At 50.5% G+C, this 22,022-nt stretch carries 23 protein-coding genes and 1 other annotated feature (1 of these 24 running past the window's edge); of the genes, 14 read left to right on the top strand and 9 right to left on the bottom strand.

Annotation, left to right across the window (positions count from 1 at the left end):
* Positions 1-50, bottom strand: a sequence feature (Trp leader region); it reaches 45 nt to the left of the window's first position.
* On the bottom strand, positions 27-71 hold the full coding sequence (gene trpL, locus OGY71_RS03425) for a trp operon leader peptide (RefSeq protein WP_012905981.1): 45 nt from the start codon (positions 69-71) through the stop codon (positions 27-29). It overlaps the preceding feature by 24 nt.
* A 135-nt stretch (positions 72-206) precedes the next feature.
* On the opposite strand from trpL, the gene rnm reads away from it, so the two are divergent.
* From rnm to rluB, 3 genes are all read left to right on the top strand, one after another.
* Complete coding sequence (gene rnm, locus OGY71_RS03430; protein WP_286612844.1) at positions 207-1,085, top strand: RNase RNM; 879 nt, start codon at positions 207-209, stop codon at positions 1,083-1,085.
* The gene (locus OGY71_RS03435; RefSeq protein WP_003833336.1) at positions 1,082-1,702 is read left to right on the top strand and encodes an L-threonylcarbamoyladenylate synthase; all 621 of its coding nucleotides are present in this window, start codon (positions 1,082-1,084) and stop codon (positions 1,700-1,702) included. The genes rnm and OGY71_RS03435 overlap by 4 nt, the downstream gene beginning before the upstream one ends.
* Positions 1,703-1,802: 100 nt before the next feature.
* Complete coding sequence (gene rluB / locus OGY71_RS03440; RefSeq protein WP_003020625.1) at positions 1,803-2,678, top strand: 23S rRNA pseudouridine(2605) synthase RluB; 876 nt, start codon at positions 1,803-1,805, stop codon at positions 2,676-2,678.
* An 83-nt stretch (positions 2,679-2,761) separates the two neighbouring features.
* On the opposite strand, the gene cobO is transcribed toward rluB, so the two are convergent.
* A complete protein-coding gene (gene cobO, locus OGY71_RS03445) occupies positions 2,762-3,352 on the bottom strand; it encodes a cob(I)yrinic acid a,c-diamide adenosyltransferase (protein WP_003833333.1) in 591 nt (196 codons plus the stop codon).
* The gene (locus tag OGY71_RS03450; RefSeq protein WP_003833331.1) at positions 3,349-4,110 is read right to left on the bottom strand and encodes a YciK family oxidoreductase; all 762 of its coding nucleotides are present in this window, start codon (positions 4,108-4,110) and stop codon (positions 3,349-3,351) included. The genes cobO and OGY71_RS03450 overlap by 4 nt, the downstream gene beginning before the upstream one ends.
* Before the next feature lie 221 nt (positions 4,111-4,331).
* Here OGY71_RS03450 and sohB point away from each other — a divergent pair, with 221 nt between their 5' ends.
* Positions 4,332-5,378 (top strand): protease SohB, encoded by a 1,047-nt coding sequence (sohB, locus tag OGY71_RS03455; RefSeq protein WP_032934465.1) that lies wholly within the window; start codon positions 4,332-4,334, stop codon positions 5,376-5,378.
* 108 nt (positions 5,379-5,486) lie between these two features.
* Here sohB and OGY71_RS03460 read toward each other — a convergent pair whose 3' ends face one another.
* On the bottom strand, positions 5,487-5,738 hold the full coding sequence (locus tag OGY71_RS03460) for a YciN family protein (protein WP_003020616.1): 252 nt from the start codon (positions 5,736-5,738) through the stop codon (positions 5,487-5,489).
* A 398-nt stretch (positions 5,739-6,136) separates the two neighbouring features.
* Here OGY71_RS03460 and topA point away from each other — a divergent pair, with 398 nt between their 5' ends.
* The 5 genes from topA to acnA all read left to right on the top strand — a co-directional run bounded on the left by topA (position 6,137) and on the right by acnA (position 13,531).
* A complete protein-coding gene (topA, locus tag OGY71_RS03465; RefSeq protein ID WP_003833325.1) occupies positions 6,137-8,734 on the top strand; it encodes a type I DNA topoisomerase in 2,598 nt (865 codons plus the stop codon).
* Positions 8,735-8,943: 209 nt separating this feature from the next.
* A complete protein-coding gene (gene cysB, locus OGY71_RS03470; RefSeq protein WP_003020610.1) occupies positions 8,944-9,918 on the top strand; it encodes an HTH-type transcriptional regulator CysB in 975 nt (324 codons plus the stop codon).
* A 315-nt stretch (positions 9,919-10,233) separates the two neighbouring features.
* Positions 10,234-10,374, top strand: coding sequence for a YmiA family putative membrane protein (locus OGY71_RS03475; protein WP_213194281.1), 141 nt, complete (start codon positions 10,234-10,236; stop codon positions 10,372-10,374).
* 2 nt (positions 10,375-10,376) lie between these two features.
* On the top strand, positions 10,377-10,547 hold the full coding sequence (locus tag OGY71_RS03480; protein ID WP_286612847.1) for a YciX family protein: 171 nt from the start codon (positions 10,377-10,379) through the stop codon (positions 10,545-10,547).
* A 308-nt stretch (positions 10,548-10,855) separates the two neighbouring features.
* Complete coding sequence (gene acnA / locus OGY71_RS03485) at positions 10,856-13,531, top strand: aconitate hydratase AcnA (protein WP_003833319.1); 2,676 nt, start codon at positions 10,856-10,858, stop codon at positions 13,529-13,531.
* A 49-nt stretch (positions 13,532-13,580) separates the two neighbouring features.
* Here acnA and ribA read toward each other — a convergent pair whose 3' ends face one another.
* Positions 13,581-14,171 (bottom strand): GTP cyclohydrolase II, encoded by a 591-nt coding sequence (ribA, locus tag OGY71_RS03490; protein ID WP_003020601.1) that lies wholly within the window; start codon positions 14,169-14,171, stop codon positions 13,581-13,583.
* Between the two features lie 201 nt (positions 14,172-14,372).
* Here ribA and pgpB point away from each other — a divergent pair, with 201 nt between their 5' ends.
* From pgpB to yciH, 5 genes are all read left to right on the top strand, one after another.
* Entirely contained in the window at positions 14,373-15,137 is a 765-nt protein-coding gene (gene pgpB, locus OGY71_RS03495) for a phosphatidylglycerophosphatase B (RefSeq protein WP_003833318.1), read from the top strand.
* 149 nt (positions 15,138-15,286) lie between these two features.
* On the top strand, positions 15,287-15,595 hold the full coding sequence (locus OGY71_RS03500) for a LapA family protein (RefSeq protein ID WP_003020595.1): 309 nt from the start codon (positions 15,287-15,289) through the stop codon (positions 15,593-15,595).
* 6 nt (positions 15,596-15,601) lie between these two features.
* Positions 15,602-16,771 carry a lipopolysaccharide assembly protein LapB gene (lapB, locus tag OGY71_RS03505; RefSeq protein WP_003833317.1) on the top strand — a complete coding sequence of 390 codons (1,170 nt, stop codon included), beginning with the start codon at positions 15,602-15,604 and terminating at the stop codon, positions 16,769-16,771.
* A 191-nt stretch (positions 16,772-16,962) separates the two neighbouring features.
* Complete coding sequence (gene pyrF, locus OGY71_RS03510) at positions 16,963-17,700, top strand: orotidine-5'-phosphate decarboxylase (protein ID WP_103285296.1); 738 nt, start codon at positions 16,963-16,965, stop codon at positions 17,698-17,700.
* Entirely contained in the window at positions 17,701-18,027 is a 327-nt protein-coding gene (gene yciH, locus OGY71_RS03515) for a stress response translation initiation inhibitor YciH (RefSeq protein ID WP_003833315.1), read from the top strand. It abuts the gene before it with no gap.
* A gap of 91 nt (positions 18,028-18,118) precedes the next feature.
* Here yciH and osmB read toward each other — a convergent pair whose 3' ends face one another.
* The 4 genes from osmB to pdeR form a co-directional block, all read right to left on the bottom strand.
* Positions 18,119-18,337 (bottom strand): osmotically-inducible lipoprotein OsmB, encoded by a 219-nt coding sequence (osmB, locus tag OGY71_RS03520; RefSeq protein WP_003020583.1) that lies wholly within the window; start codon positions 18,335-18,337, stop codon positions 18,119-18,121.
* Between the two features lie 268 nt (positions 18,338-18,605).
* Entirely contained in the window at positions 18,606-19,358 is a 753-nt protein-coding gene (yciT, locus tag OGY71_RS03525; RefSeq protein WP_286612849.1) for a DNA-binding transcriptional regulator YciT, read from the bottom strand.
* Between the two features lie 95 nt (positions 19,359-19,453).
* Positions 19,454-19,636, bottom strand: coding sequence for a YciZ family protein (locus OGY71_RS03530; RefSeq protein WP_003833313.1), 183 nt, complete (start codon positions 19,634-19,636; stop codon positions 19,454-19,456).
* A 182-nt stretch (positions 19,637-19,818) separates the two neighbouring features.
* Positions 19,819-21,810 (bottom strand): cyclic di-GMP phosphodiesterase, encoded by a 1,992-nt coding sequence (gene pdeR / locus OGY71_RS03535; RefSeq protein ID WP_063940813.1) that lies wholly within the window; start codon positions 21,808-21,810, stop codon positions 19,819-19,821.
* Between the last annotated feature and the right edge of the window lie 212 nt (positions 21,811-22,022).

Raw genomic sequence — 22,022 nt, forward strand, 5'->3', positions numbered from 1 at the left:
TTGCAGACGTAAGACACTGCCCGAAATCAGGAAGTGCGCCACCAACCGTGCAGAACAAATGTTGCTTTCATCTCAGATACCTTCTTCATGTGAACTTGCGTACTAGTTAACTAGTTCAATGGAATAAAGTCAACACCTGATTTCAGTATATTTGTCGAAACCGCTATGATGGGCGTGATACGACATTTATTGAAACGGGAGCCGCCTTGAGCGACACGAATTACGCAGTGATTTATGACCTGCACAGTCATACTACAGCCTCCGATGGGCGGTTAACGCCAGAAGCCTTAGTACACCGTGCGGTAGAGATGCGAGTCGGTACACTGGCGATCACCGATCATGACACCACGGCCGGCATTGCGGCGGCAAGAGAAGAAATTTCACGTTCAGGTTTAGCCTTAAATTTAATCCCTGGCGTCGAGATATCAACGGTCTGGGAAAACCATGAGATCCATATAGTGGGTCTGAACATTGATATCGCCCATCCCATGATGTGTGAGTTTCTGGCGCAACAAACGGAACGTCGTCAGCAGCGTGCGCGCCTGATTGCCGAACGACTCGACAAAGCGCATATCCCCGGCGCGTGGGAAGGGGCGTTACGCCTGGCTGATGGCGGGGCGGTTACGCGGGGCCATTTTGCGCGTTTCCTGATGGAATGCGGAAAAGCCACAACCATGGCGGATGTCTTTAAAAAATATCTTGCCCGTGGGAAAACCGGTTACGTTCCGCCACAGTGGTGTACAATAGAACAAGCTATTGATGTCATTCATCATTCTGGCGGTAAGGCTGTTCTGGCTCATCCTGGGCGGTACGATCTTAGCGCTAAGTGGCTGAAAAGACTGGTTGCGCATTTTGCTGAACATCGCGGCGACGCGATGGAAGTATCACAGTGCCAGCAGTCTCCCAATGAACGCACCCATCTGGCGACGCTTGCGCGTTCGCATCAACTGTGGGCATCGCAAGGGTCTGATTTTCATCTACCCTGCCCATGGATTGAGTTGGGTCGTAAACTTTGGTTGCCCGCAGGCGTAGAAGGCGTCTGGCAACTTTGGGAGCAGCCCGAGATCACAGAGAGGAAAGTATGAGCCAGTTTTTTTATATTCATCCCGAAAACCCGCAGCAGCGACTGATCAATCAGGCCGTTGAAATCGTGCGTAAAGGTGGGGTGATCGTCTATCCAACCGATTCCGGCTATGCGTTGGGCTGCAAAATTGAAGATAAAGGCGCCATGGAGCGCATTTGCCGCATTCGTCACCTGCCGGACGGGCACAACTTTACGCTGATGTGTCGTGACTTGTCTGAACTGTCGACCTATTCGTTTGTCGACAACGTGGCCTTTCGTTTAATTAAAAACAACACGCCGGGTAACTACACCTTCATCCTGAAAGGAACGAAAGAAGTTCCGCGCCGTTTGTTGCAGGAAAAACGTAAGACTATCGGCCTGCGTGTGCCATCGAATCCGATTGCGCTGGCGCTGCTGGAAGCACTGGGCGAGCCGATGCTCTCTACATCGCTGATGCTGCCGGGCAGTGAATTTACTGAGTCAGACCCGGAAGAGATTAAAGACCGTCTGGAAAAACTGGTGGATTTGATTATCCACGGTGGCTATCTCGGTCAGCAGCCGACCACGGTCATCGATTTAACCGACGATTCCCCGGTGGTGTTACGTGAAGGCGTCGGCGACGTTAAACCTTTCTTATAAGGGCGCGAACCGCTATACTACGCGACCTTAAAATGGCGCTGACTGGCGCCGTTGATTCTCCTGTTCGACGCCTGTGAAGGCGACATCTAAAGGAAGCTCTATGAGCGAAAAGTTACAAAAAGTGCTGGCGCGCGCTGGCCACGGTTCTCGCCGTGAAATCGAATCTATTATTGCCGCGGGTCGCGTGAGCGTTGATGGCAAAATTGCCACGCTCGGCGATCGCGTTGAAGTCACTCCGGGTCTGAAAATCCGTATCGACGGTCATCTGATTTCGGTTAAAGAGTCTGCGGAGCAAATCTGCCGCGTTCTGGCCTATTACAAGCCAGAAGGTGAACTGTGTACCCGTAACGACCCGGAAGGTCGTCCGACCGTGTTCGATCGTTTACCAAAACTGCGTGATGCGCGCTGGATTGCCGTAGGGCGTCTGGACGTGAATACCTGCGGTTTACTGCTGTTTACCACCGATGGTGAACTGGCTAACCGTCTGATGCACCCAAGCCGTGAAGTTGAACGTGAATATGCGGTACGTGTTTTTGGTCAGGTTGATGATGCAAAACTGCGCGATCTGAGTCGTGGCGTACAGCTGGAAGATGGTCCGGCGGCATTTAAAACGATCAAGTTCAGCGGTGGTGAAGGGATCAACCAGTGGTATAACGTCACGCTGACCGAAGGGCGTAACCGTGAAGTCCGTCGCCTGTGGGAAGCTGTAGGTGTGCAGGTAAGCCGTCTTATTCGTGTTCGTTACGGTGATATCCCGCTGCCGAAAGGCCTGCCGCGTGGTGGCTGGACCGAGCTTGACCTCGCGCAGACCAACTATCTGCGTGAACTGGTGGAGCTGAAGCCGGAAACGACATCTAAAGTTGCCGTCGAGAAAGATCGTCGTCGCATGAAGGCAAATCAGATCCGTCGTGCGGTGAAGCGCCACTCACAGGTCGGTAGCAGCCGTCGTCCGGGTGGTCGTAGCAACAACGGTTAATCATGACCAGGCCTGATAAGCAAAGCGCTATCAGACGTTAGCGTGGAGCCGGATGCGGCGCAAGCGCCTTATCCGGCCTGGTGTCAGTAATCGATCCCTATCTGGGCCTTCACGCCCGCTTCAAACGCATGCTTGACCGGGCGCAGCTCGCTGACCGTATCCGCTAACTCCAGAATATCGCGATGACATCCACGGCCGGTGATAATCACCGTTTGATGGGCAGGGCGCGCATTTAGGGCAGTGATGACCTCTTCAAGTGGCAGATAGTCGTATGCCACCATATAGGTCAGCTCGTCCAGCACCACCATATCCAGTTCATCGTCGGCCAGCATCCGCTTGCCGTGTTCCCACACGGCCATACAGGCCGCGGTGTCGGACTCACGGTTTTGCGTTTCCCAGGTAAATCCTGTTGCCATAACCTGAAACTCTACGCCGTGGGGTTCAAGTAAGTTACGTTCTCCGTTTGGCCACGTACCTTTAATAAATTGTACGACACCGACTTTTTTACCGTGGCCCACCGCGCGTGTGGCGGTACCGAATGCGGCGGTGGTTTTACCCTTACCATTTCCGGTGAACACGATGATGATCCCGCGCTCGTCCGTAGCGGCGGCAACGCGTGCGTCAACCCGATCTTTTACGCGCTGTTGACGTTGCTGATAGCGTTCTTCACTCATTGGGCAATTCCTGGTTTACGGCCCGGCTGGGCGTCAAAAGTCATACCGGTTTTACGGCGGCTGTCATCGCCCATCAGCCACAGGTAGAGCGGCATAATATCGGCGGGGGTTTTCAATTTTTGTGGATCTTCCGTGGGGAATGCGCTGGCTCGCATGCCAGTACGTGTTCCACCAGGATTGATACAGTTTACGCGCAGATGACGGTTTTGATACTCATCAGCCAGCACCTGCATCATCCCTTCGGTAGCAAATTTTGAGGTAGCATATGCTCCCCAATTGGCGCGTCCCTGGCGGCCGACGCTGGAAGAGGTAAAGACCAGCGATCCGGCATCGGATTTGAGTAACAACGGCAGCAATGCCTGAGTCAGCATAAAAGTAGCATTCACATTTACCTGCATTACATCCTGCCAGACCTGCGGGTTTTGTTCACTCATTGGGCAAATATCGCCGAGTAATCCGGCGTTATGCAGTACGCCATCCAGACGCGGGAAATGTGCGGCAATGCGCTGCGCAAGCTGGTGACATTCTTCAGAGGTACAGGTCAGTAAATCCAGTGTAAACCACTGTGGTTGTGTTCCGTTTTCATTGGCGATAGTGCGGGCAACCTGACGCAGTTTTTCTTCGTTACGCCCAAGCAGGATAACGGTCGCGCCATAGCGTGCATAGGTCTGCGCGGCTTCGCGTCCGATACCATCGCTGGCACCGGTGACAAGAATAATGCGGCCCTGTAAAAGGTCTTGTTTAGGTTGGTAATGCACGGCTACTCCTCGGCGACGCCCTGGCCATCTCGTTCGCAATAAGTTTTGGGCTTTATGCCTTAAACCCTGTTCTTTTTCAATCAGCCAAAGGCAATAACACCGCAAAATGAACGCTTTGTCATGCTTTTTACTGATTCAGCACTGGATGTATGAAGCAAGACGAGGTGACACGCCTGTTGTACACTGAGCGGAAGTCGCGTTGTTTAACCAAGGTGGGTCTTGTGGAATTGTTGTCTGAATATGGGCTGTTTTTGGCAAAAATTGTCACTGTCGTGGTGGCTATTGCAGTGGTGGTGATGCTGATCGTAAACGCGACACAACGCAAACGTCAGCGTGGGGAATTGCGGGTTATTAACCTCAGCGATCAATATAAAGAGATGAAGGAAGATCTGTCGCTGGCCTTATTGGATGGGCATCAGCAAAAATTCTGGCATAAGGCGCAGAAAAAGAAACAGAAGCTGGAGGCGAAGGCCGCCAAGGCAAAAGCGAAACTGGGTGACAGCACGTCATCTGATAAACCTCGTGTATGGGTGCTTGATTTTAAAGGCAGTATGGATGCCCATGAGGTCAGCGCATTACGCGAAGAGGTGACGGCGGTGCTGGCGGTTGTTAAACCTCAGGATCAGGTGGTGGTTCGTCTGGAAAGCCCGGGTGGTGTGGTACATGGCTATGGCCTGGCTGCATCGCAATTGCAACGTCTGCGCGATAAGCAGATACCGCTAACCGTCACGGTGGATAAAGTCGCTGCGAGCGGCGGATATATGATGGCCTGCGTGGCAGATAAAATTGTCTCGGCGCCGTTTGCTATCGTCGGCTCAATTGGCGTGGTGGCGCAGATCCCGAACTTTAATCGCTTCCTGAAAGGGAAAGATATTGATATCGAACTGCACACCGCCGGACAGTACAAGCGTACGCTGACCTTACTCGGTGAAAACACGGAAGAAGGACGGCAGAAATTTCGCGAAGATCTGAACGAAACGCATCATCTGTTTAAAGACTTTGTGCATCGCATGCGTCCGACTCTGGACATTGAACAGGTTGCCACGGGTGAACATTGGTTTGGTCAACAGGCGCTGGCAAATGGGCTGGTGGATGAGATCAATACCAGCGATGAGGTGATCCTCGGGCTGATGGAAGGTCGTGAAGTGTTGAACGTTCGCTATCTGCAGCGTAAAAAGCTGATGGATCGTTTTACCGGTAGTGCGGCGGAGAGCGCCGATCGTTTGCTGATGCGCTGGTGGCAGCGGGGGCAGAAGCCACTGATGTAAAATTGTCATTGCCGGATAGCGCTGCTCACATATCCTATCCGGCCTACAAATATGCATCAATGTAGGCTGGATAAGGCGTTGCTGCCATCCGGCAAATTATTTCTCGTATTAATCGATCAAGTGATACTTTTCAGAAAGTACGTGCGCCAGGTGTTTAAACATATTAAACACAGCCGTACTTTTGGGCGTTGGTAGCCCTTGCTCGTCTAAAAAGTAATCTCCGCTGAAAACCAGCACGCCGTTTCGCTGCGTAACGCCGGTGGCGACAATCCCCGCCAGCGTGTCCTCATGCTCACGAATGATTTTGTTGGCTTCAATCAGCAGTGTTTCGCGATCGATGGGTTGAGTGTCTTTATGCATGATTTACTCCTTAAACAAGGACATTAGTCTACGCTGAGCCCGCCTTATGGGCAAATATTCCCTGACATAAATGAAGGTTTTACGACAGTGTTACAACTGGCGAGATTTGTTTTTGCATGCTAATAAAGTTGCGTAACGCATTTTATCAGGTACAGTGTGACGCTTTCGTCAATCTGGCAACAGATTTGCTTGACATTCGACCAATACTTCGTCGTGCTAGAGCGTTTGTGAGAAAAAAAGCCTGTTAACTCAGTTACATGAGAGTTACATTACAAGCGCGAAACAGTTTAAGGGGTTGATATCCGCCGACGCAGAGACCATATCGATGTCTCGTCGCCAGTGGAAGGTGAATCAACGTGCGACGCATTCTGGAAGAATCAAATTAGGTAAAGGTGAATATGGGTAAAGCTCTTGTCATCGTTGAGTCCCCGGCAAAAGCCAAAACGATCAACAAGTATCTGGGTAATGACTACGTGGTGAAATCCAGCGTCGGTCATATCCGTGATTTGCCGACCAGTGGCTCAGCAACTAAAAAGAGCGCCGACTCAACCTCCACCAAAACGGCTAAAAAGCCCAAAAAGGATGAACGTGGCGCTCTCGTCAACCGTATGGGTGTTGACCCGTGGCACAACTGGGATGCGCGCTATGAAGTGCTGCCTGGTAAAGAGAAAGTTGTTTCTGAACTGAAGCAACTGGCTGAAAAAGCCGACCACATCTATCTCGCAACCGACCTTGACCGCGAAGGGGAAGCCATTGCATGGCACCTGCGGGAAGTCATCGGTGGCGACGACACTCGCTACAGCCGCGTGGTGTTTAACGAAATTACCAAAAATGCTATTCGCCAGGCGTTTGAAAAACCGGGCGAGTTGAACATCGATCGTGTTAATGCGCAACAGGCGCGCCGCTTTATGGACCGTGTTGTGGGCTATATGGTGTCGCCACTGCTGTGGAAAAAAATTGCGCGCGGTCTGTCTGCCGGTCGCGTACAGTCTGTGGCTGTGCGTCTGGTGGTTGAGCGTGAACGCGAAATCAAAGCATTTGTTCCAGAAGAGTTCTGGGAAATTGATGCTAACACGACCACGCCGGGCGGCGACGCGTTGCCGCTTGAGGTGACGCATCAAAATGATAAACCGTTCCGTCCTGTAAATCGGGAACAAACGCTTGCCGCTGTTAGCCTGTTGGAAAAAGCGCGCTATAGCGTCCTGGAACGTGAAGATAAACCGACCAGCAGCAAGCCGAGCGCACCGTTCATTACCTCCACGCTACAGCAGGCTGCGAGCACGCGTCTGGGCTTTGGTGTGAAGAAAACCATGATGATGGCGCAGCGCTTGTATGAAGCGGGTTACATCACTTACATGCGTACTGACTCAACCAACCTGAGCCAGGATGCTGTCACCATGGTTCGCGATTACATCAGTGATAATTTTGGCAAAAAATATTTGCCGGAGAGCGCGAACCAGTACGCCAGCAAAGAGAACTCGCAGGAAGCACACGAAGCTATCCGTCCTTCTGATGTCGCCGTACTGGCGGAGTCGTTGAAAGATATGGAAGCCGATGCGCAAAAACTGTATCAGCTGATCTGGCGCCAGTTTGTAGCTTGTCAGATGACGCCAGCGAAATATGACTCTACCACCCTGACTGTCGGTGCAGGTGATTTCCGTCTGAAAGCGCGTGGTCGTATTCTGCGTTTCGATGGTTGGACCAAAGTGATGCCCGCGCTGCGTAAGGGCGATGAAGATCGCATCCTACCGGCGGTGGACAAAGGCGATACCTTGACGCTTATCGAGCTGACACCTGCGCAGCACTTCACCAAGCCGCCAGCACGCTTCAGTGAAGCTTCGCTGGTTAAAGAGCTTGAAAAGCGTGGCATTGGTCGTCCATCCACCTATGCGTCGATCATCTCTACGATTCAGGATCGCGGTTATGTTCGCGTTGAAAACCGTCGCTTCTACGCTGAAAAAATGGGTGAAATCGTCACCGATCGTCTGGAAGAAAATTTCCGTGAACTGATGAACTACGATTTTACCGCGCAGATGGAAGACAGCCTCGACCAGGTGGCGAATCACGAAGCCGAATGGAAGGGCGTACTCGACAACTTCTTCACTGATTTTACTCAGCAGCTGGATAAAGCCGAGAAAGATCCTGAAGAGGGCGGTATGCGTCCGAACCAGATGGTACTGACCAGCATTGATTGCCCGACCTGCGGGCGCAAGATGGGTATTCGTACCGCCAGCACTGGCGTTTTCCTTGGTTGCTCCGGCTACGCACTTTCCCCGAAAGAGCGTTGCAAAACCACCATCAACCTGGTGCCGGAAAACGAAGTATTGAATGTGCTTGAAGGCGATGACGCGGAAACGAACGCATTGCGCGCCAAACGCCGCTGCCAGAAGTGCGGTACGGCAATGGACAGTTATCTCATCGATCCTAAGCGTAAATTGCATGTGTGTGGTAATAACCCAACCTGCGACGGCTACGAGATCGAAGAGGGTGAATTCCGTATCAAGGGTTATGACGGTCCTATCGTAGAGTGCGAAAAATGTGGTTCTGAAATGCACCTGAAAATGGGACGTTTCGGCAAGTACATGGCGTGTACCAACGACGAGTGTAAAAACACCCGTAAGATCCTGCGTAACGGTGAAGTTGCTCCGCCGAAAGAAGATCCGGTTCCGCTACCGGAACTGCCGTGTGAAAAATCTGACGCGTATTTCGTGTTACGTGATGGTGCTGCAGGTATCTTCCTTGCGGCCAATACGTTTCCGAAATCACGTGAGACTCGTGCGCCGTTGGTGGAAGAGTTGTATCGCTTCCGCGATCGCCTGCCGGAAAAACTGCGTTATCTGGCAGACGCACCGCAAACTGACCCGGATGGTAACAAGTCCATGGTTCGTTTCAGCCGTAAAACCAAGCAGCAATACGTTGCCGCTGAGAAAGACGGTAAGGCGACTGGCTGGTCCGCGTTCTTCGTTGACGGCAAATGGGTAGAAGGGAAGAAATAACAGCATTCTGGCTGAGTTCCTCCTCAAAGGGTCGCGTAAGCGGCCCTTTTTTGTTTATGGCATATTATTTTTTGTCATACCTATACAGCGTACATATAAATGATATAGTGGTTATAGTTAACAAGCTTTTTATTATTAAATCGTATTAGCAGCGCCCACGAGCCTGCGCAGAAACGATGATTTGATGGCGCAAATCGGGATGGCATAACATGAAATTACAGCAGCTTCGCTACATCGTTGAGGTGGTGAACCACAACCTTAATGTCTCCTCAACGGCAGAAGGGCTCTATACCTCCCAGCCAGGTATCAGTAAGCAAGTTCGTATGCTGGAAGATGAACTTGGCATCCAGATTTTTGCCCGTAGCGGTAAGCATCTGACCCAGGTTACGCCAGCGGGGCAGGAAGTCATCCGTATTGCGCGCGAAGTTCTGTCTAAGGTGGACGCCATTAAGTCTGTTGCTGGTGAACATACCTGGCCGGACAAAGGTTCGCTGTATATCGCCACCACGCATACTCAGGCACGTTACGCATTACCGAACGTGATTAAAGGTTTTATTGAGCGTTATCCTCGTGTTTCATTGCATATGCACCAGGGATCGCCAACGCAAATTGCCGAAGCCGTCTCGAAAGGGAATGCGGATTTTGCTATCGCGACGGAAGCCTTGCACCTGTATGACGACCTGGTGATGTTGCCTTGCTACCACTGGAACCGTTCGATTGTCGTCACGCCGGATCATCCGTTGGCGGGAAAATCTTCGGTTTCTATTGAGGAACTGGCACAGTATCCACTGGTGACCTACACCTTTGGATTTACCGGGCGTTCGGAGCTGGACACCGCGTTTAACCGTGCGGGTCTGGAGCCGCGTATTGTTTTTACCGCGACCGATGCCGATGTTATTAAAACCTATGTCCGTCTGGGTCTCGGCGTGGGTGTAATTGCCAGTATGGCGGTAGATCCTGTTTCCGATCCTGACCTGGTACGTGTGGATGCGCACGATATCTTCAGCCATAGCACCACCAAAATTGGTTTTCGTCGCAGCACCTTCTTACGTAGTTACATGTATGATTTCATTCAACGTTTCGCGCCGCATCTGACGCGTGATGTGGTGGACACGGCGGTGGCGCTGCGTTCCAACGATGATATTGAAGCCATGTTTAAAGATATTAAATTGCCTGAGAAATAATAACGGCCATAACCTCGTCGGTATCCATAAGCATAAAGCGATACCGACGGGAGAGTTTGAATTTATTCATTATTTCTCCTCCTATATATTAACCATATATTATTTATGGAAAAAGTTCTCTAAAGTAGTTTCAAATTAGTCAGCTTGCCAAAAATCACTCTCAAATATTCATAATTGATCAAACAATTGATTTATTTATCAGATTGAGTCCGAAAATTAACTGGCTTTTTATCGCCTTTTTTATTAGGATTCCTCCTATCTGATGATTAATTGTACCAATTGTTTGGTGCCTAAATGATAAGTGATTTCGATAGTATGAGGTTAGCGATGCCTTCAGGAAACCAGCCTGCACGCCGGGATCCCGCGATGAAACGTAAAGCCTGGTTCGCCGTGTTTCTTGGCTCTGCCGTATTCTGGATTATTGTCGCGCTCGTGGCCTGGAACGTGTGGGGGTAAGTATGTCCGCACCGAAGCAGCACTCTACTATGACGCCAGCGTCTCATGAACATGAACACGAGAGCAAAACCGTCGCCGAGAAGGGGCCGAAGATACCCGAATCCTGGAAACTTTCTCCTGAACAACGGGCGTTTATTGATCTGTTAACGGGTGATGATGAACAGAAACAATAGTTCGTACGTATTTTATAATAATAACGATTACCTCGTGACCTTAAATATCGAATCGTTTATCCCATGTATTCACCATCAGCCACCTAATCAACGTATTATCGATTGCGCTATTGCCTGCTGAATATCCATCCTATTAATCTACACGGCTAGACCTTCCTCCCTACCATTGACCTCACTTCGCGCTTTTGTATCGCGCGCTACTTTTATCAATTTGAGTTGTTATCAAAGCGTTACATTTTGTTTGTGTTATCTTTAATACTAACCCTGAGGAAATCAGGGGATCCAACCCTGTCATTTAAGGAGGAGCTATGTCGTCGACCCTACGAGAAGCCAGTAAGGACACATTGCAGGTTAAAGATAAAACCTACCGCTACTACAGTTTACCTCTGGCCGCTAAATCACTGGGTGATATCACCCGACTACCCAAATCGCTGAAAGTGTTGCTGGAAAACCTGCTTCGTTGGCAGGATGGTAATTCCGTAACCGAAGATGATATTCATGCGCTCGCGCATTGGCTGAAGACTGCCCATGCCGATCGTGAAATTGCCTATCGACCCGCTCGTGTTCTGATGCAGGATTTTACCGGCGTGCCGGCGGTGGTCGATCTGGCCGCCATGCGCGAAGCGGTGAAACGTCTGGGCGGAGATACAGCAAAAGTGAATCCGCTTTCGCCAGTGGACCTTGTCATTGACCACTCGGTAACGGTGGACCGTTTTGGTGATGATGATGCTTTCGAAGAAAACGTTCGCCTGGAAATGGAACGTAACCATGAGCGTTATGTGTTCCTGAAATGGGGACAGCAGGCATTTAGTCGCTTCAGCGTTGTGCCACCGGGAACGGGGATTTGCCACCAGGTTAACCTTGAATACCTGGGCAAAGCCGTCTGGAGCGAGTTACAGGACGGTGAGTGGGTGGCTTACCCTGACACGTTGGTCGGAACTGATTCCCATACGACAATGATTAATGGTCTCGGTGTGCTGGGATGGGGCGTTGGAGGCATTGAAGCTGAAGCAGCAATGCTGGGTCAACCGGTTTCTATGCTTATCCCGGATGTTGTGGGCTTCAAACTGGTGGGCAAACTGCGGGAAGGTATCACCGCTACCGACCTGGTTTTAACCGTCACCCAGATGCTGCGTAAGCACGGCGTGGTCGGTAAATTCGTTGAATTCTACGGTGATGGGCTGGACACCTTACCGCTGGCCGATCGGGCAACCATTGCGAACATGTCACCGGAATACGGCGCAACCTGCGGTTTCTTCCCGATCGATAGCATCACTCTTGAATATATGCGTCTGAGTGGGCGCAGTGAGGAGCAGGTTGAGCTGGTCAGCGCCTATGCCAAAGCGCAGGGAATGTGGCGTAATCCTGGGGATGAACCCATATTTACCAGTTCACTGGAGCTGGATATGGGCAGTGTAGAAGCTAGTCTTGCCGGACCGAAGCGTCCGCAGGATCGGGTAGCACTGGCTGATGTCCCGAAAGCGTTTTCGGCGAGTAATGAACTCGAAGTGAATAGTTCGCTGAAAGATCGCCAGCCAGTGGACTATACAATGAACGGTCACCAGTACCAGCTGCCGGATGGTGCTGTGGTTATTGCGGCGATAACTTCCTGTACCAACACCTCTAACCCAAGCGTATTGATGGCGGCGGGGCTGCTGGCGAAAAAAGCAGTGACGCTTGGTCTGAAACGTCAGCCATGGGTGAAAGCCTCGCTGGCGCCAGGATCGAAGGTGGTGTCTGATTATCTGGCGCAGGCAGGATTCACGCCGTACCTTGATGAGCTGGGATTTAACCTTGTAGGTTATGGCTGTACCACCTGTATTGGTAACTCGGGCCCTTTACCCGATCCTATCGAGACAGCAATCAAAAAAGGCGACCTCACCGTTGGTGCTGTGCTTTCCGGCAACCGAAACTTTGAGGGGCGTATCCATCCGCTCGTGAAGACCAACTGGTTGGCGTCTCCGCCGCTGGTGGTGGCCTATGCGCTGGCGGGGAATATGAATATCAATCTGACGAAAGATCCGTTAGGGCATGACAGAAAGGGCGATCCCGTATATCTGAAAGATATCTGGCCGACGGCTCAGGAAATTGCACGTGCCGTGGAGCAGGTTTCTACCGCCATGTTCCATAAAGAATACGCTGAAGTCTTTGAAGGCACGCCGGAATGGAAAGCTATCCAGGTAGATCGTGCTGATACCTATGGCTGGCAGTCTGACTCAACCTATATCCGCTTGTCGCCGTTCTTCGATGGTATGCAGGCGACGCCGGATCCGGTCCAGGACATTCATGGTGCGCGTATCCTTGCAATGCTTGGAGATTCCGTCACCACCGACCATATTTCTCCTGCCGGCAGTATCAAGCCGGATAGCCCGGCAGGTCGTTATCTGCAAAGCCACGGCGTGGAGCGTAAAGATTTTAACTCCTACGGTTCACGGCGCGGGAATCATGAAGTAATGATGCGCGGTACCTTTGCCAATATTCGTATTCGCAATGAGATGGTGCCCGGCGTTGAAGGTGGGATGACGCGTCATTTGCCGGGAACTGAGGTAGTGGCTATCTATGATGCGGCTATGCAATATCAACAGGAGAATATCCCCCTGGCGGTTATTGCCGGGAAAGAGTATGGCTCTGGCTCCAGTCGCGACTGGGCGGCAAAAGGCCCGCGCTTACTGGGGGTTCGCGTGGTTATCGCAGAGTCCTTTGAGCGAATTCACCGTTCTAACCTGATTGGTATGGGGATTTTGCCGCTGGAATTCCCACAGGGCGTCACGCGTAAAACGCTGGGACTAACCGGTGAGGAAGCGATCGATATTACGGATCTGCAAAACATCAAACCGGGTGCAACAGTGCCGGTGAGTATGGTTCGCTCGGATGGACGTAAAGAGGTGGTTTTATGCCGCTGCCGTATCGATACCGCGACGGAGCTAACGTACTACCAAAACGATGGCATTCTGCACTACGTGATTCGTAATATGTTGAGCTAGAATGTAAAAAGCCTGCGAGAGCAGGCTTTTTTATCGGCGGTAACAACTATTACTTGCCCAGCAAATGTCCCATCTTGGCGGCTTTGGTGTCCAGGTAATGTTCATTGTTCGGGTTACGACCCACAATCAACGGCACGCGTTCAACAATATTGATTCCCGCTTCGGTCAGAATTTCCACTTTTTTCGGGTTATTGGTCAGCAAACGAACTTCGTCCACACCAAGCAGCTTGAACATATCCGCACACAGCGTGAAATCACGCTCATCTGCCGCAAAGCCCAACTGATGATTAGCTTCAACGGTATCATAACCCTGGTCCTGCAACGCGTAGGCGCGGATTTTATTGAGCAGACCGATATTGCGTCCTTCCTGACGATGATAAAGCAGGATACCGCGCCCTTCTTCAGCAATATGGGTGAGAGCCGCTTCGAGCTGGAAGCCGCAATCGCAACGCAGGCTAAACAATGCATCGCCAGTCAGACATTCGGAGTGGACACGCGCCAGGACAGGCGTTTGGCCTGTGATATCGCCAAAAACCAGTGCGACGTGATCGTGTCCGGTTGCCAGTTCTTCAAATCCCACCATCAGGAAATCACCCCAGGGGGTTGGCAGTTTGGCTTCTGCCACACGTTTAAGCTGCATGTAATTCTCCAGATTATGCTGGCACTGTCGTGCCGTCGCCTGTTGGCTTCTGTTCTATATTGCACTATTTTGCCATAAGGCAACGATGTTCACCTAATCGCGACAACGGATTCGTTTTTGGAATGGCACAAAATTGTCAATTTCCCCGGCATGCGCTTTTTTCAGTTATGATTGTGAGACTTATCGACGAAAGGAGAGGCAATGCTGTCAATTGCAAAGCGCACTGCGGTCGGGGCCGGACTGCTACTTATTATGCCGGTTGCCGTATGGGTATCGGGCTGGAGCTGGCAGCCGGGACATAACGTTTGGTGGCTAAAATCTCTGTACTGGATAACGGAAACGGTGACGCAGCCGTGGGGTATTATCACTCACGTTGTTCTCTGTGCATGGTTTCTGTGGTGTCTGCGTTTTCGTCTGAAAGCTGCGGTAATGCTGTTTGCGATCCTGGCTGCGGCAATTTTAGTCGGTCAGGGCGTAAAGTCCTGGGTTAAAGACAGGGTGCAGGAACCTCGGCCCTTTGTCGTGTGGCTGGAAAAAACGCACCATATCCCTGTTGATGAGTTCTACACTTTAAAACGTAAAGATCGTGGCCACTTAGTTAAAGAGCAATTGGCCGAACAACAGGATATTCCGACGTTTCTACGTAAGCACTGGCAAAAAGAAACAGGGTTTGCCTTTCCGTCAGGGCATACGATGTTTGCCGCCAGTTGGGCTTTACTGGCCGTAGGGCTGTTATGGCCACGCCGACGTACGCTGACGATTGTGTTTTTACTTATCTGGGCTACGGGTGTTATGGGCAGTCGCTTGCTATTAGGCATGCACTGGCCCCGTGATTTGGTCGTTGCAACGCTGATTTCATGGTTGCTGGTAACACTGGCGACATGGCTTGCGCAGCGGGTATGCGGACCATTAACGCCGCCTGTGCAGGAGGAAAAAGAAATCGCTCAGCGTGAACAAGAAAGTTAGCCATGATTGATTTTTCGAATTTTGCCCTTAAATCAGAAAGGGGAAAGCGCTTTTCCGTTTCGCACTCGTTGTGAAAATGGTAATTTAAAGGGCTCAACGCGGTAAGTTGTACACGATTTATTCGCTCAAACCACATAACGGGAAGTAATGTGAAATATTTACTCATTTTCTTACTGGTGTTGGCGATTTTTGTTATTTCGGTGACATTAGGTGCGCAAAACGATCAACAGGTTACGTTTAATTACCTGCTGGCTCAGGGTGAGTATCGTATCTCTACGCTGCTTGCTGTATTGTTTGCCGCAGGTTTTGCGATTGGTTGGTTAATTTGCGGCCTTTTCTGGCTGAAGGTTCGTGTGTCTCTTGCGCGCGCCGAACGTAAAATCAAACGACTGGAAAACCAGCTTACGCCTGCGACCGACGTTGCGGTTTCTGCCGATTCGTCGGTTGTGAAGGAATAATTATTTATGTTGGAGTTGTTGTTTCTGCTTTTGCCTGTAGCCGCTGCCTATGGGTGGTATATGGGTCGCAGAAGTGCGCAACAAACCAAGCAGGATGAAGCTAACCGTCTTTCCCGTGACTATGTCGCCGGGGTTAACTTCCTCCTGAGCAACCAACAAGACAAAGCGGTGGATCTGTTCCTCGATATGCTAAAAGAGGATACGGGCACCGTTGAGGCTCATCTCACCCTCGGAAACCTGTTTCGCTCGCGCGGTGAAGTCGACCGCGCAATCCGCATCCATCAAACGTTAATGGAAAGTGCTTCGCTGACCTACGAGCAGCGTTTGTTGGCCGTGCAACAGCTGGGGCGCGACTACATGGCCGCAGGTCTGTACGACCGCGCGGAAGACATGTTTAATCAGCTTACCGATGAAACAGATTTTCGCGTCGGTGCATTACAGCAACTGCTGCAAATTTATCAGGCGACCAGCGAATGGCAGAAAGCGATTGATGTCGCAGAACGCCTGGTGAAGCTCGGTAAAGATAAACAGCGTATTGAGATAGCTCACTTCTACTGCGAACTGGCCTTACAGCAGATGGGTAGCGACGATATGGATCGCGCCATGACGCTGTTGAAAAAAGGGGCTGCGGCAGACAAAAACAGTGCCCGTGTTTCCATCATGATGGGCCGTGTGTACATGGTGAAAGGCGATTACGCGAAGGCCGTCGAATGTCTACAACGCGTGATTTCTCAGGATAAAGAACTGGTCAGCGAAACGCTGGAAATGCTGCAAAGCTGCTACCAGCATCTGGGGAAAAACGATGAGTGGGCCGAGTTTTTACGTCGGGCTGTTGAGGAGAATACTGGCGCCGCCGCCGAGCTGATGCTGGCCGATATTCTTGAAGCGCGTGAGGGGACTGATACCGCTCAGGTTTATATTACCCGCCAGCTACAACGCCATCCTACGATGCGCGTGTTCCACAAGTTGATGGATTACCATCTTAACGAAGCAGAAGAAGGGCGCGCGAAAGAGAGCCTGATGGTTCTGCGCGATATGGTCGGGGAGCAGGTGCGCAGCAAGCCTCGGTATCGTTGCCAGAAGTGCGGATTTACCGCATATACACTGTACTGGCACTGCCCATCCTGTCGCTCATGGTCAACCATTAAGCCTATTCGCGGACTTGATGGGCTGTAATTTTTAAAAAAAACTTCACTTTAGTTACAACATACTAATGATGTGTAACCAATCCATCCTCAACCTCCGTTGCCAAATTCGCCTGGCAGAAATGTAATCGCGCCTGTTAATTTTCTATTGCCGCAGGTAGAATGCACGCCGTTTACCCATTTTGCGCCGCCGATGGCGCCCATCCTCAGGAAGGTCTGGTCATGACGTTTACTGCTTCATCTTTTTCTCGTGCTGTTACTGATTCTCCTGTCGTTGTCGCTCTCGATTATTCCAATCGTGATAAAGCATTAGCTTTTGTCGACAGAATTGATCCTCGTGATTGCCGTTTGAAAGTGGGCAAAGAGATGTTCACGCTTTTTGGACCTCAGTTGGTTCGCGATTTACAACAGCGTGGCTTTGACGTTTTTCTTGATTTGAAATTTCATGATATTCCCAATACTACCGCGCATGCCGTTGCGGCGGCGGCTGAGCTTGGCGTGTGGATGGTTAACGTTCATGCTTCAGGTGGGGCGCGTATGATGACCGCCGCACGTGAAGCCCTGGTGCCTTTTGGCAAGGATGCGCCGCTGCTGATTGCAGTAACAGTTCTGACCAGTATGGAAGCCAGCGATCTTGCCGACCTTGGCGTGACGTTGTCACCTGCGGAGCATGCGGAAAGGCTGGCGCGCTTAACCCAACATTGTGGTTTGGATGGCGTCGTATGCTCCGCGCAGGAAGCAGTGCGATTCAAGCAGGCATTTGGCCAGGCATTTAAACTGGTAACGCCCGGTATTCGTCCTGAAGGCAGCGAGGCAGGCGACCAGCGTCGTATTATGACGCCGGAACAGGCACAGTCAGCTGGCGTCGATTATATGGTTATTGGTCGTCCGGTCACACAGTCGGCAGATCCGGCTCAGACGCTGAAGATGATCAATGCCTCCCTGAAACGAGGTGCGTAAATGAACGACTCAAATTCTCGTCTGGTCTACTCAACTGACACCGGGCGTATTGATGAACCAAAAGCCGTCCCAGAGCGTCCCAAAGGCGATGGCATTGTCCGCATCCAACGACAGACCAGTGGCCGCAAAGGTAAGGGTGTGTGCCTGATTACTGGAATAGATCAGGACGATGCTGAACTGACCAAATTAGCTGCGGAACTGAAGAAAAAATGTGGTTGCGGCGGGGCAGTGAAGGATGGCGTGATTGAGATACAGGGTGATAAACGCGACCTGATTAAATCGCTGCTGGAAGCCAAAGGAATGAAAGTTAAATTGGCTGGCGGTTAATAAAAAAAGCCACGGAATTTTTCCGTGGCTTTTTAATAATACAGACCTGAAAAAGTAAACGTATTATTATATCGAGCCGTTTAACCGTAAATTATTTACCCACCTGGTGGCCAATAATACCACCTACTGCAGCACCACCCAGCGTTCCCAGCGTGCTGCCGTCAGTCAGGACTGCACCACCGATTGCACCAGCACCAGCACCAATTGCGGTGTTACGGTCACGTTTGGACCAGTTAGAGCAGGCACTCAGCGACATTGCCAGAGTAATCGCCAAAATGGCAGCGGTCATTTTTTTGCTCGTTACTAACATAATACTTTCTCCTGAATTATTGATTCACGGAATCCAGTGTTCTTTAAGAATAGCGCTAAATTTAGGCTAACGAAGATATTTCCGTGAAACCGTTTAGCGAAGGCATGACAAACACTATCCTGAGATTGGAGGTTCGTTCCTGTTATATCGCTAACATTAATTTTACGACTTAATCCTGTTAACGACAGGTAAAAAGTCTTAATTGGACTGTCAGATAACTCTCAGAGAGGAGATGATTTGCCGACTGACAAATCATCTGCTGAAGATTTTATGCGTGCGCATCAATGATATTGACGGTTAAACCCGAGTGCTCGAGCTGCATTTGTACGCTGGCGCTGAGTCTGGAATCCGTGACTACGCGGCTGAATCGCTCTAATGGACCCAGCGTGTAAGGGTGAATGGCTTCGAATTTTGAGCTGTCAGTAAGCACAATAGCTTCTGCACCTTTTTCCAGCACCGCGTTAACCACATCAGAACGCATCATGTCGCGTCCGGTGAAGCCGGTGTCAGCCTGCCAGCCATCAATGCCGATAAAGGCCTTGCTGAAGTGTACCTGCTGGATAAACTGGCGAGTTAAGGGCCCCACCATGCTTTCGCTTTTTTTCTGATAGATGCCGCCAAGGAGAATCACTTCGCAGGGGGTTTCTTTCAGCAGATGGGCTATATAGCTGCTGACGGTAATGATGGTGACATCTTTTTGCTCCGCCAGCGTTCTGGCCAAGAGCGCATTGCTGCTGCCGTTTTCAATGAATACGGACTCGCCTGGGCTTACCAGCGATGCGGCGAATTCGGCCAGCTCACGCTTCAGCGTAAAATTAGTCATCATGCGCGTTTCCACATCATCGCTGTTCAATGAAACAGCAAAACCGTGCGCACGGCGTAAATAACTCTGTTTTTCCAGTGTGTTCAGATCCTGTCGAATCGTCACTTCTGAGACACCGGTGATTTTTGCCAGTTCGGCAACGCTCATCTGACCTTTATCAGTCACCATCTGCAAAATAGATTGTTGTCGGGAATTCATAATATTAATTTTATTGCGATATCGTATCGGAAATTAAACGAAAACTGCCTCATATGCAGTTTGCTGATAGCAGCGACATTAAAGGGTTAATGTCATCAGATCTCCCAGGGAGCCTTGTGCTTTTTGGGCAAAGACTCGGCATCTTCTTTGGCCGTGTCTAGCAGCTCAGCCTTCAGAATTTCGAGATTGTGGATGGCTGAGTGGTAATCACCTGCAACGAGGATATCCAGCACGGTATCAATGCGTTCGGCCAGACGCTGAGCGTCGATATCAGACATGGTTATCATCCTAATGGCAATAGAGTTTGAATTTCATGATGCAGAATTTCATGGCAAAAGAGAAGGGAAAAATAGTATTAACTTCAATGATAGAAGAATATTATATATTCTGTGATTACATGCAGATAGGATCGTTAGGTAATGTCCATTTATGGCTATTTTCAACGTTTGATCCCACTGCATTAGCGTGTTTTTTTATTCAGGTGCCGTCGATACCAACGTTCAAATGCAACTGCTGGCATTGGTTTGGCAAACAAAAAACCCTGACGCTCGTTGACACCATTTTTGGTTAAAAACGCATCCTCTTTCGCGCTTTCAACACCTTCGGCGATGACCTGCAGATTGAGTGCCTGTGCGACCGCAACAATGGCACGTACCAGCGACTGCGAAATAGGTTGTTTGTGTACATCCCTGACAAAGGTTTGATCCAGTTTAATTGCATCAAGCGGGAAGCGGGCCAGTTGAGACAGTGACGAATATCCGGTACCAAAATCATCCAAATGGATTTGCGCTCCCAACTGGCTAAACTGCTGAATGACGGACAGTGCCAACTGTTCATTTTCAATCAAACTGCTTTCCGTTAACTCGACATCAATGGGGCAATATTCAAAGTCGAGTTCATGAAGCACCTGTTTGAGATCGGTAAATAGCGTCTGATCGGCGAGTTGGCGGGCAGAAACGTTTACCGCCACGCGCAGATTGATTCCCTTGGCGCGCCATTTTGCAACCTGACGCACAACGTCCAGAATAACCCAGCGCCCCAGCGGAACAATAAGCCCTGATTCTTCGGCGTAGGAGATAAATTCCAGTGGTGGAATGAGGCCGCGTTCCGGAGACTGCCAGCGTACCAGCGCCTCCAGGCTGCGCACTTCGCCTCGCCAGGTTATCTTTGGCTGATAATGGATAACCAGTTGATCGTTTTCCAGTGCCTTGCGCAGGTTAGTATCCAGCCACAGGTATTCAAAAACCCGCTGATTCATTTCCGGAGAGAAAACACAAAACTGTCCGCGGCCGCCTTCTTTCGCGGTGTACATGGCCGTATCGGCGTTACGAATGACGCTTTCGCAGTCCTGACCATGCTGTGGAGCGAGGGAAATACCAATAGAGCAGCCTGTATAGACTTCAATCAGGCCAATGCGAAAGGGTTGACGCAGGCGTGTCAGAATGCGCGATGCGGTAGCCTCCAGTGTGCTCTGGGATGTTTCGGTGGCAAGGACGATAAATTCATCACCGCCAAACCGAGCCAATAGCTGGTTGTCGTCAAGGCAACTGAGGATTGCAAGCGACACACTCTGTAATAGCTGATCGCCAAACATATGCCCGTAGGCATCGTTCACCTTTTTGAAGTTATCCAGATCGAGATATACAATCCCAACCTGAGTATCACCTGCGTTCTCAATCGCGTCGCTTATCAGCTCATGAATGGCGTTGCGGTTCGGTAATCCGGTGATGGAGTCGGTATTAGCCAACATCCGCAGGCGTTCCTGCGCGCGGCGTTCTTCAGTGATATCGGTGCCGGAACAGATCAGAAATATTTCGTTCTTGCCGCTACCGTTATGTACAAACTTATTGCGAAAAAGAAACAGGCGCTGACCTTTGCAGGTCTTCACCCAACGTTCGACCTCATATGAGTTGCCTTCGCGAAAAAAAACCTCGATGTTACGTCTGGAGGCTGCGGCTTCACGTCGACTCATAAACAGTGTGAATACGCTTTGGCCAATGACTTCACGTTCTCTGAGTCCGGTGTACTCTTCGCACAAACGGTTAAAACGCTGAATGTTGCCCATTCGGTCAAGAATGACAATAACGGAATTGGCTTCTGAAACCACCTGTTCGGCAAAAGAGAGACCTTGAGCCAGGTCGCGTGCGACGGAAGGGGTGTCATCCCAGGCTGATGCGCTACCGGCCCATTCGCGCTTATTGATTTTCCGCCCGACCAAATGTACCGGAATATCGTCATCTTCAATGGGTAACGTCATCAACAGGCTTGACGTAATTACCGTCATCTCGCGAATGCGGTCGGCCTGTTCAGGTGATAATTCGATGGTCTGCTCAGCTTCTGCTGTTTCATCAATAGAGAAATGCAGGATGTTGCAATCCTCTGACAAACGCCAGTAGGGGTTATGAGTGCCCACATAGCTATACAACGTAACCAGCTCCCGGACGTCTTTCATGATGTGTACTATCCCGTTTAAAGCGCATAAAGCCTCAAAAGTAAGGGTAGCCATGATTCATTCAGGGTGATTATGGCTGAACGTATTGTTTTATTTATATATTTATATGTAATCCAGAATCCATAAAAAGCAAAGCCAGCGGAACTGAAAAATAGTAAAAAAAATTTTGACTGGATGAGAGAAGTGTAGTGTGTGGTTGAAATTTGGTCGGT

Origin of the sequence: Citrobacter sp. Cpo109, assembly GCF_030332565.1 — a bacterium.
Taxonomy (GTDB): Bacteria; Pseudomonadota; Gammaproteobacteria; order Enterobacterales; family Enterobacteriaceae; genus Citrobacter; species Citrobacter portucalensis.

Coding starts and splice junctions, on each gene's coding strand:
- OGY71_RS03435 (WP_003833336.1), top strand. CDS start 1,082: ATGAGCCAGTTTTTTTATATTCATCCCGAAAACCCGCAGCAGCGACTG.
- rluB (WP_003020625.1), top strand. CDS start 1,803: ATGAGCGAAAAGTTACAAAAAGTGCTGGCGCGCGCTGGCCACGGTTCT.
- cobO (WP_003833333.1), bottom strand. CDS start 3,352: ATGAGTGAAGAACGCTATCAGCAACGTCAACAGCGCGTAAAAGATCGG.
- OGY71_RS03460 (WP_003020616.1), bottom strand. CDS start 5,738: ATGCATAAAGACACTCAACCCATCGATCGCGAAACACTGCTGATTGAA.
- topA (WP_003833325.1), top strand. CDS start 6,137: ATGGGTAAAGCTCTTGTCATCGTTGAGTCCCCGGCAAAAGCCAAAACG.
- cysB (WP_003020610.1), top strand. CDS start 8,944: ATGAAATTACAGCAGCTTCGCTACATCGTTGAGGTGGTGAACCACAAC.
- OGY71_RS03475 (WP_213194281.1), top strand. CDS start 10,234: ATGAGGTTAGCGATGCCTTCAGGAAACCAGCCTGCACGCCGGGATCCC.
- OGY71_RS03480 (WP_286612847.1), top strand. CDS start 10,377: ATGTCCGCACCGAAGCAGCACTCTACTATGACGCCAGCGTCTCATGAA.
- acnA (WP_003833319.1), top strand. CDS start 10,856: ATGTCGTCGACCCTACGAGAAGCCAGTAAGGACACATTGCAGGTTAAA.
- ribA (WP_003020601.1), bottom strand. CDS start 14,171: ATGCAGCTTAAACGTGTGGCAGAAGCCAAACTGCCAACCCCCTGGGGT.
- pgpB (WP_003833318.1), top strand. CDS start 14,373: ATGCTGTCAATTGCAAAGCGCACTGCGGTCGGGGCCGGACTGCTACTT.
- lapB (WP_003833317.1), top strand. CDS start 15,602: ATGTTGGAGTTGTTGTTTCTGCTTTTGCCTGTAGCCGCTGCCTATGGG.
- pyrF (WP_103285296.1), top strand. CDS start 16,963: ATGACGTTTACTGCTTCATCTTTTTCTCGTGCTGTTACTGATTCTCCT.
- yciH (WP_003833315.1), top strand. CDS start 17,701: ATGAACGACTCAAATTCTCGTCTGGTCTACTCAACTGACACCGGGCGT.
- osmB (WP_003020583.1), bottom strand. CDS start 18,337: ATGTTAGTAACGAGCAAAAAAATGACCGCTGCCATTTTGGCGATTACT.
- yciT (WP_286612849.1), bottom strand. CDS start 19,358: ATGAATTCCCGACAACAATCTATTTTGCAGATGGTGACTGATAAAGGT.
- OGY71_RS03530 (WP_003833313.1), bottom strand. CDS start 19,636: ATGTCTGATATCGACGCTCAGCGTCTGGCCGAACGCATTGATACCGTG.
- pdeR (WP_063940813.1), bottom strand. CDS start 21,810: ATGAAAGACGTCCGGGAGCTGGTTACGTTGTATAGCTATGTGGGCACT.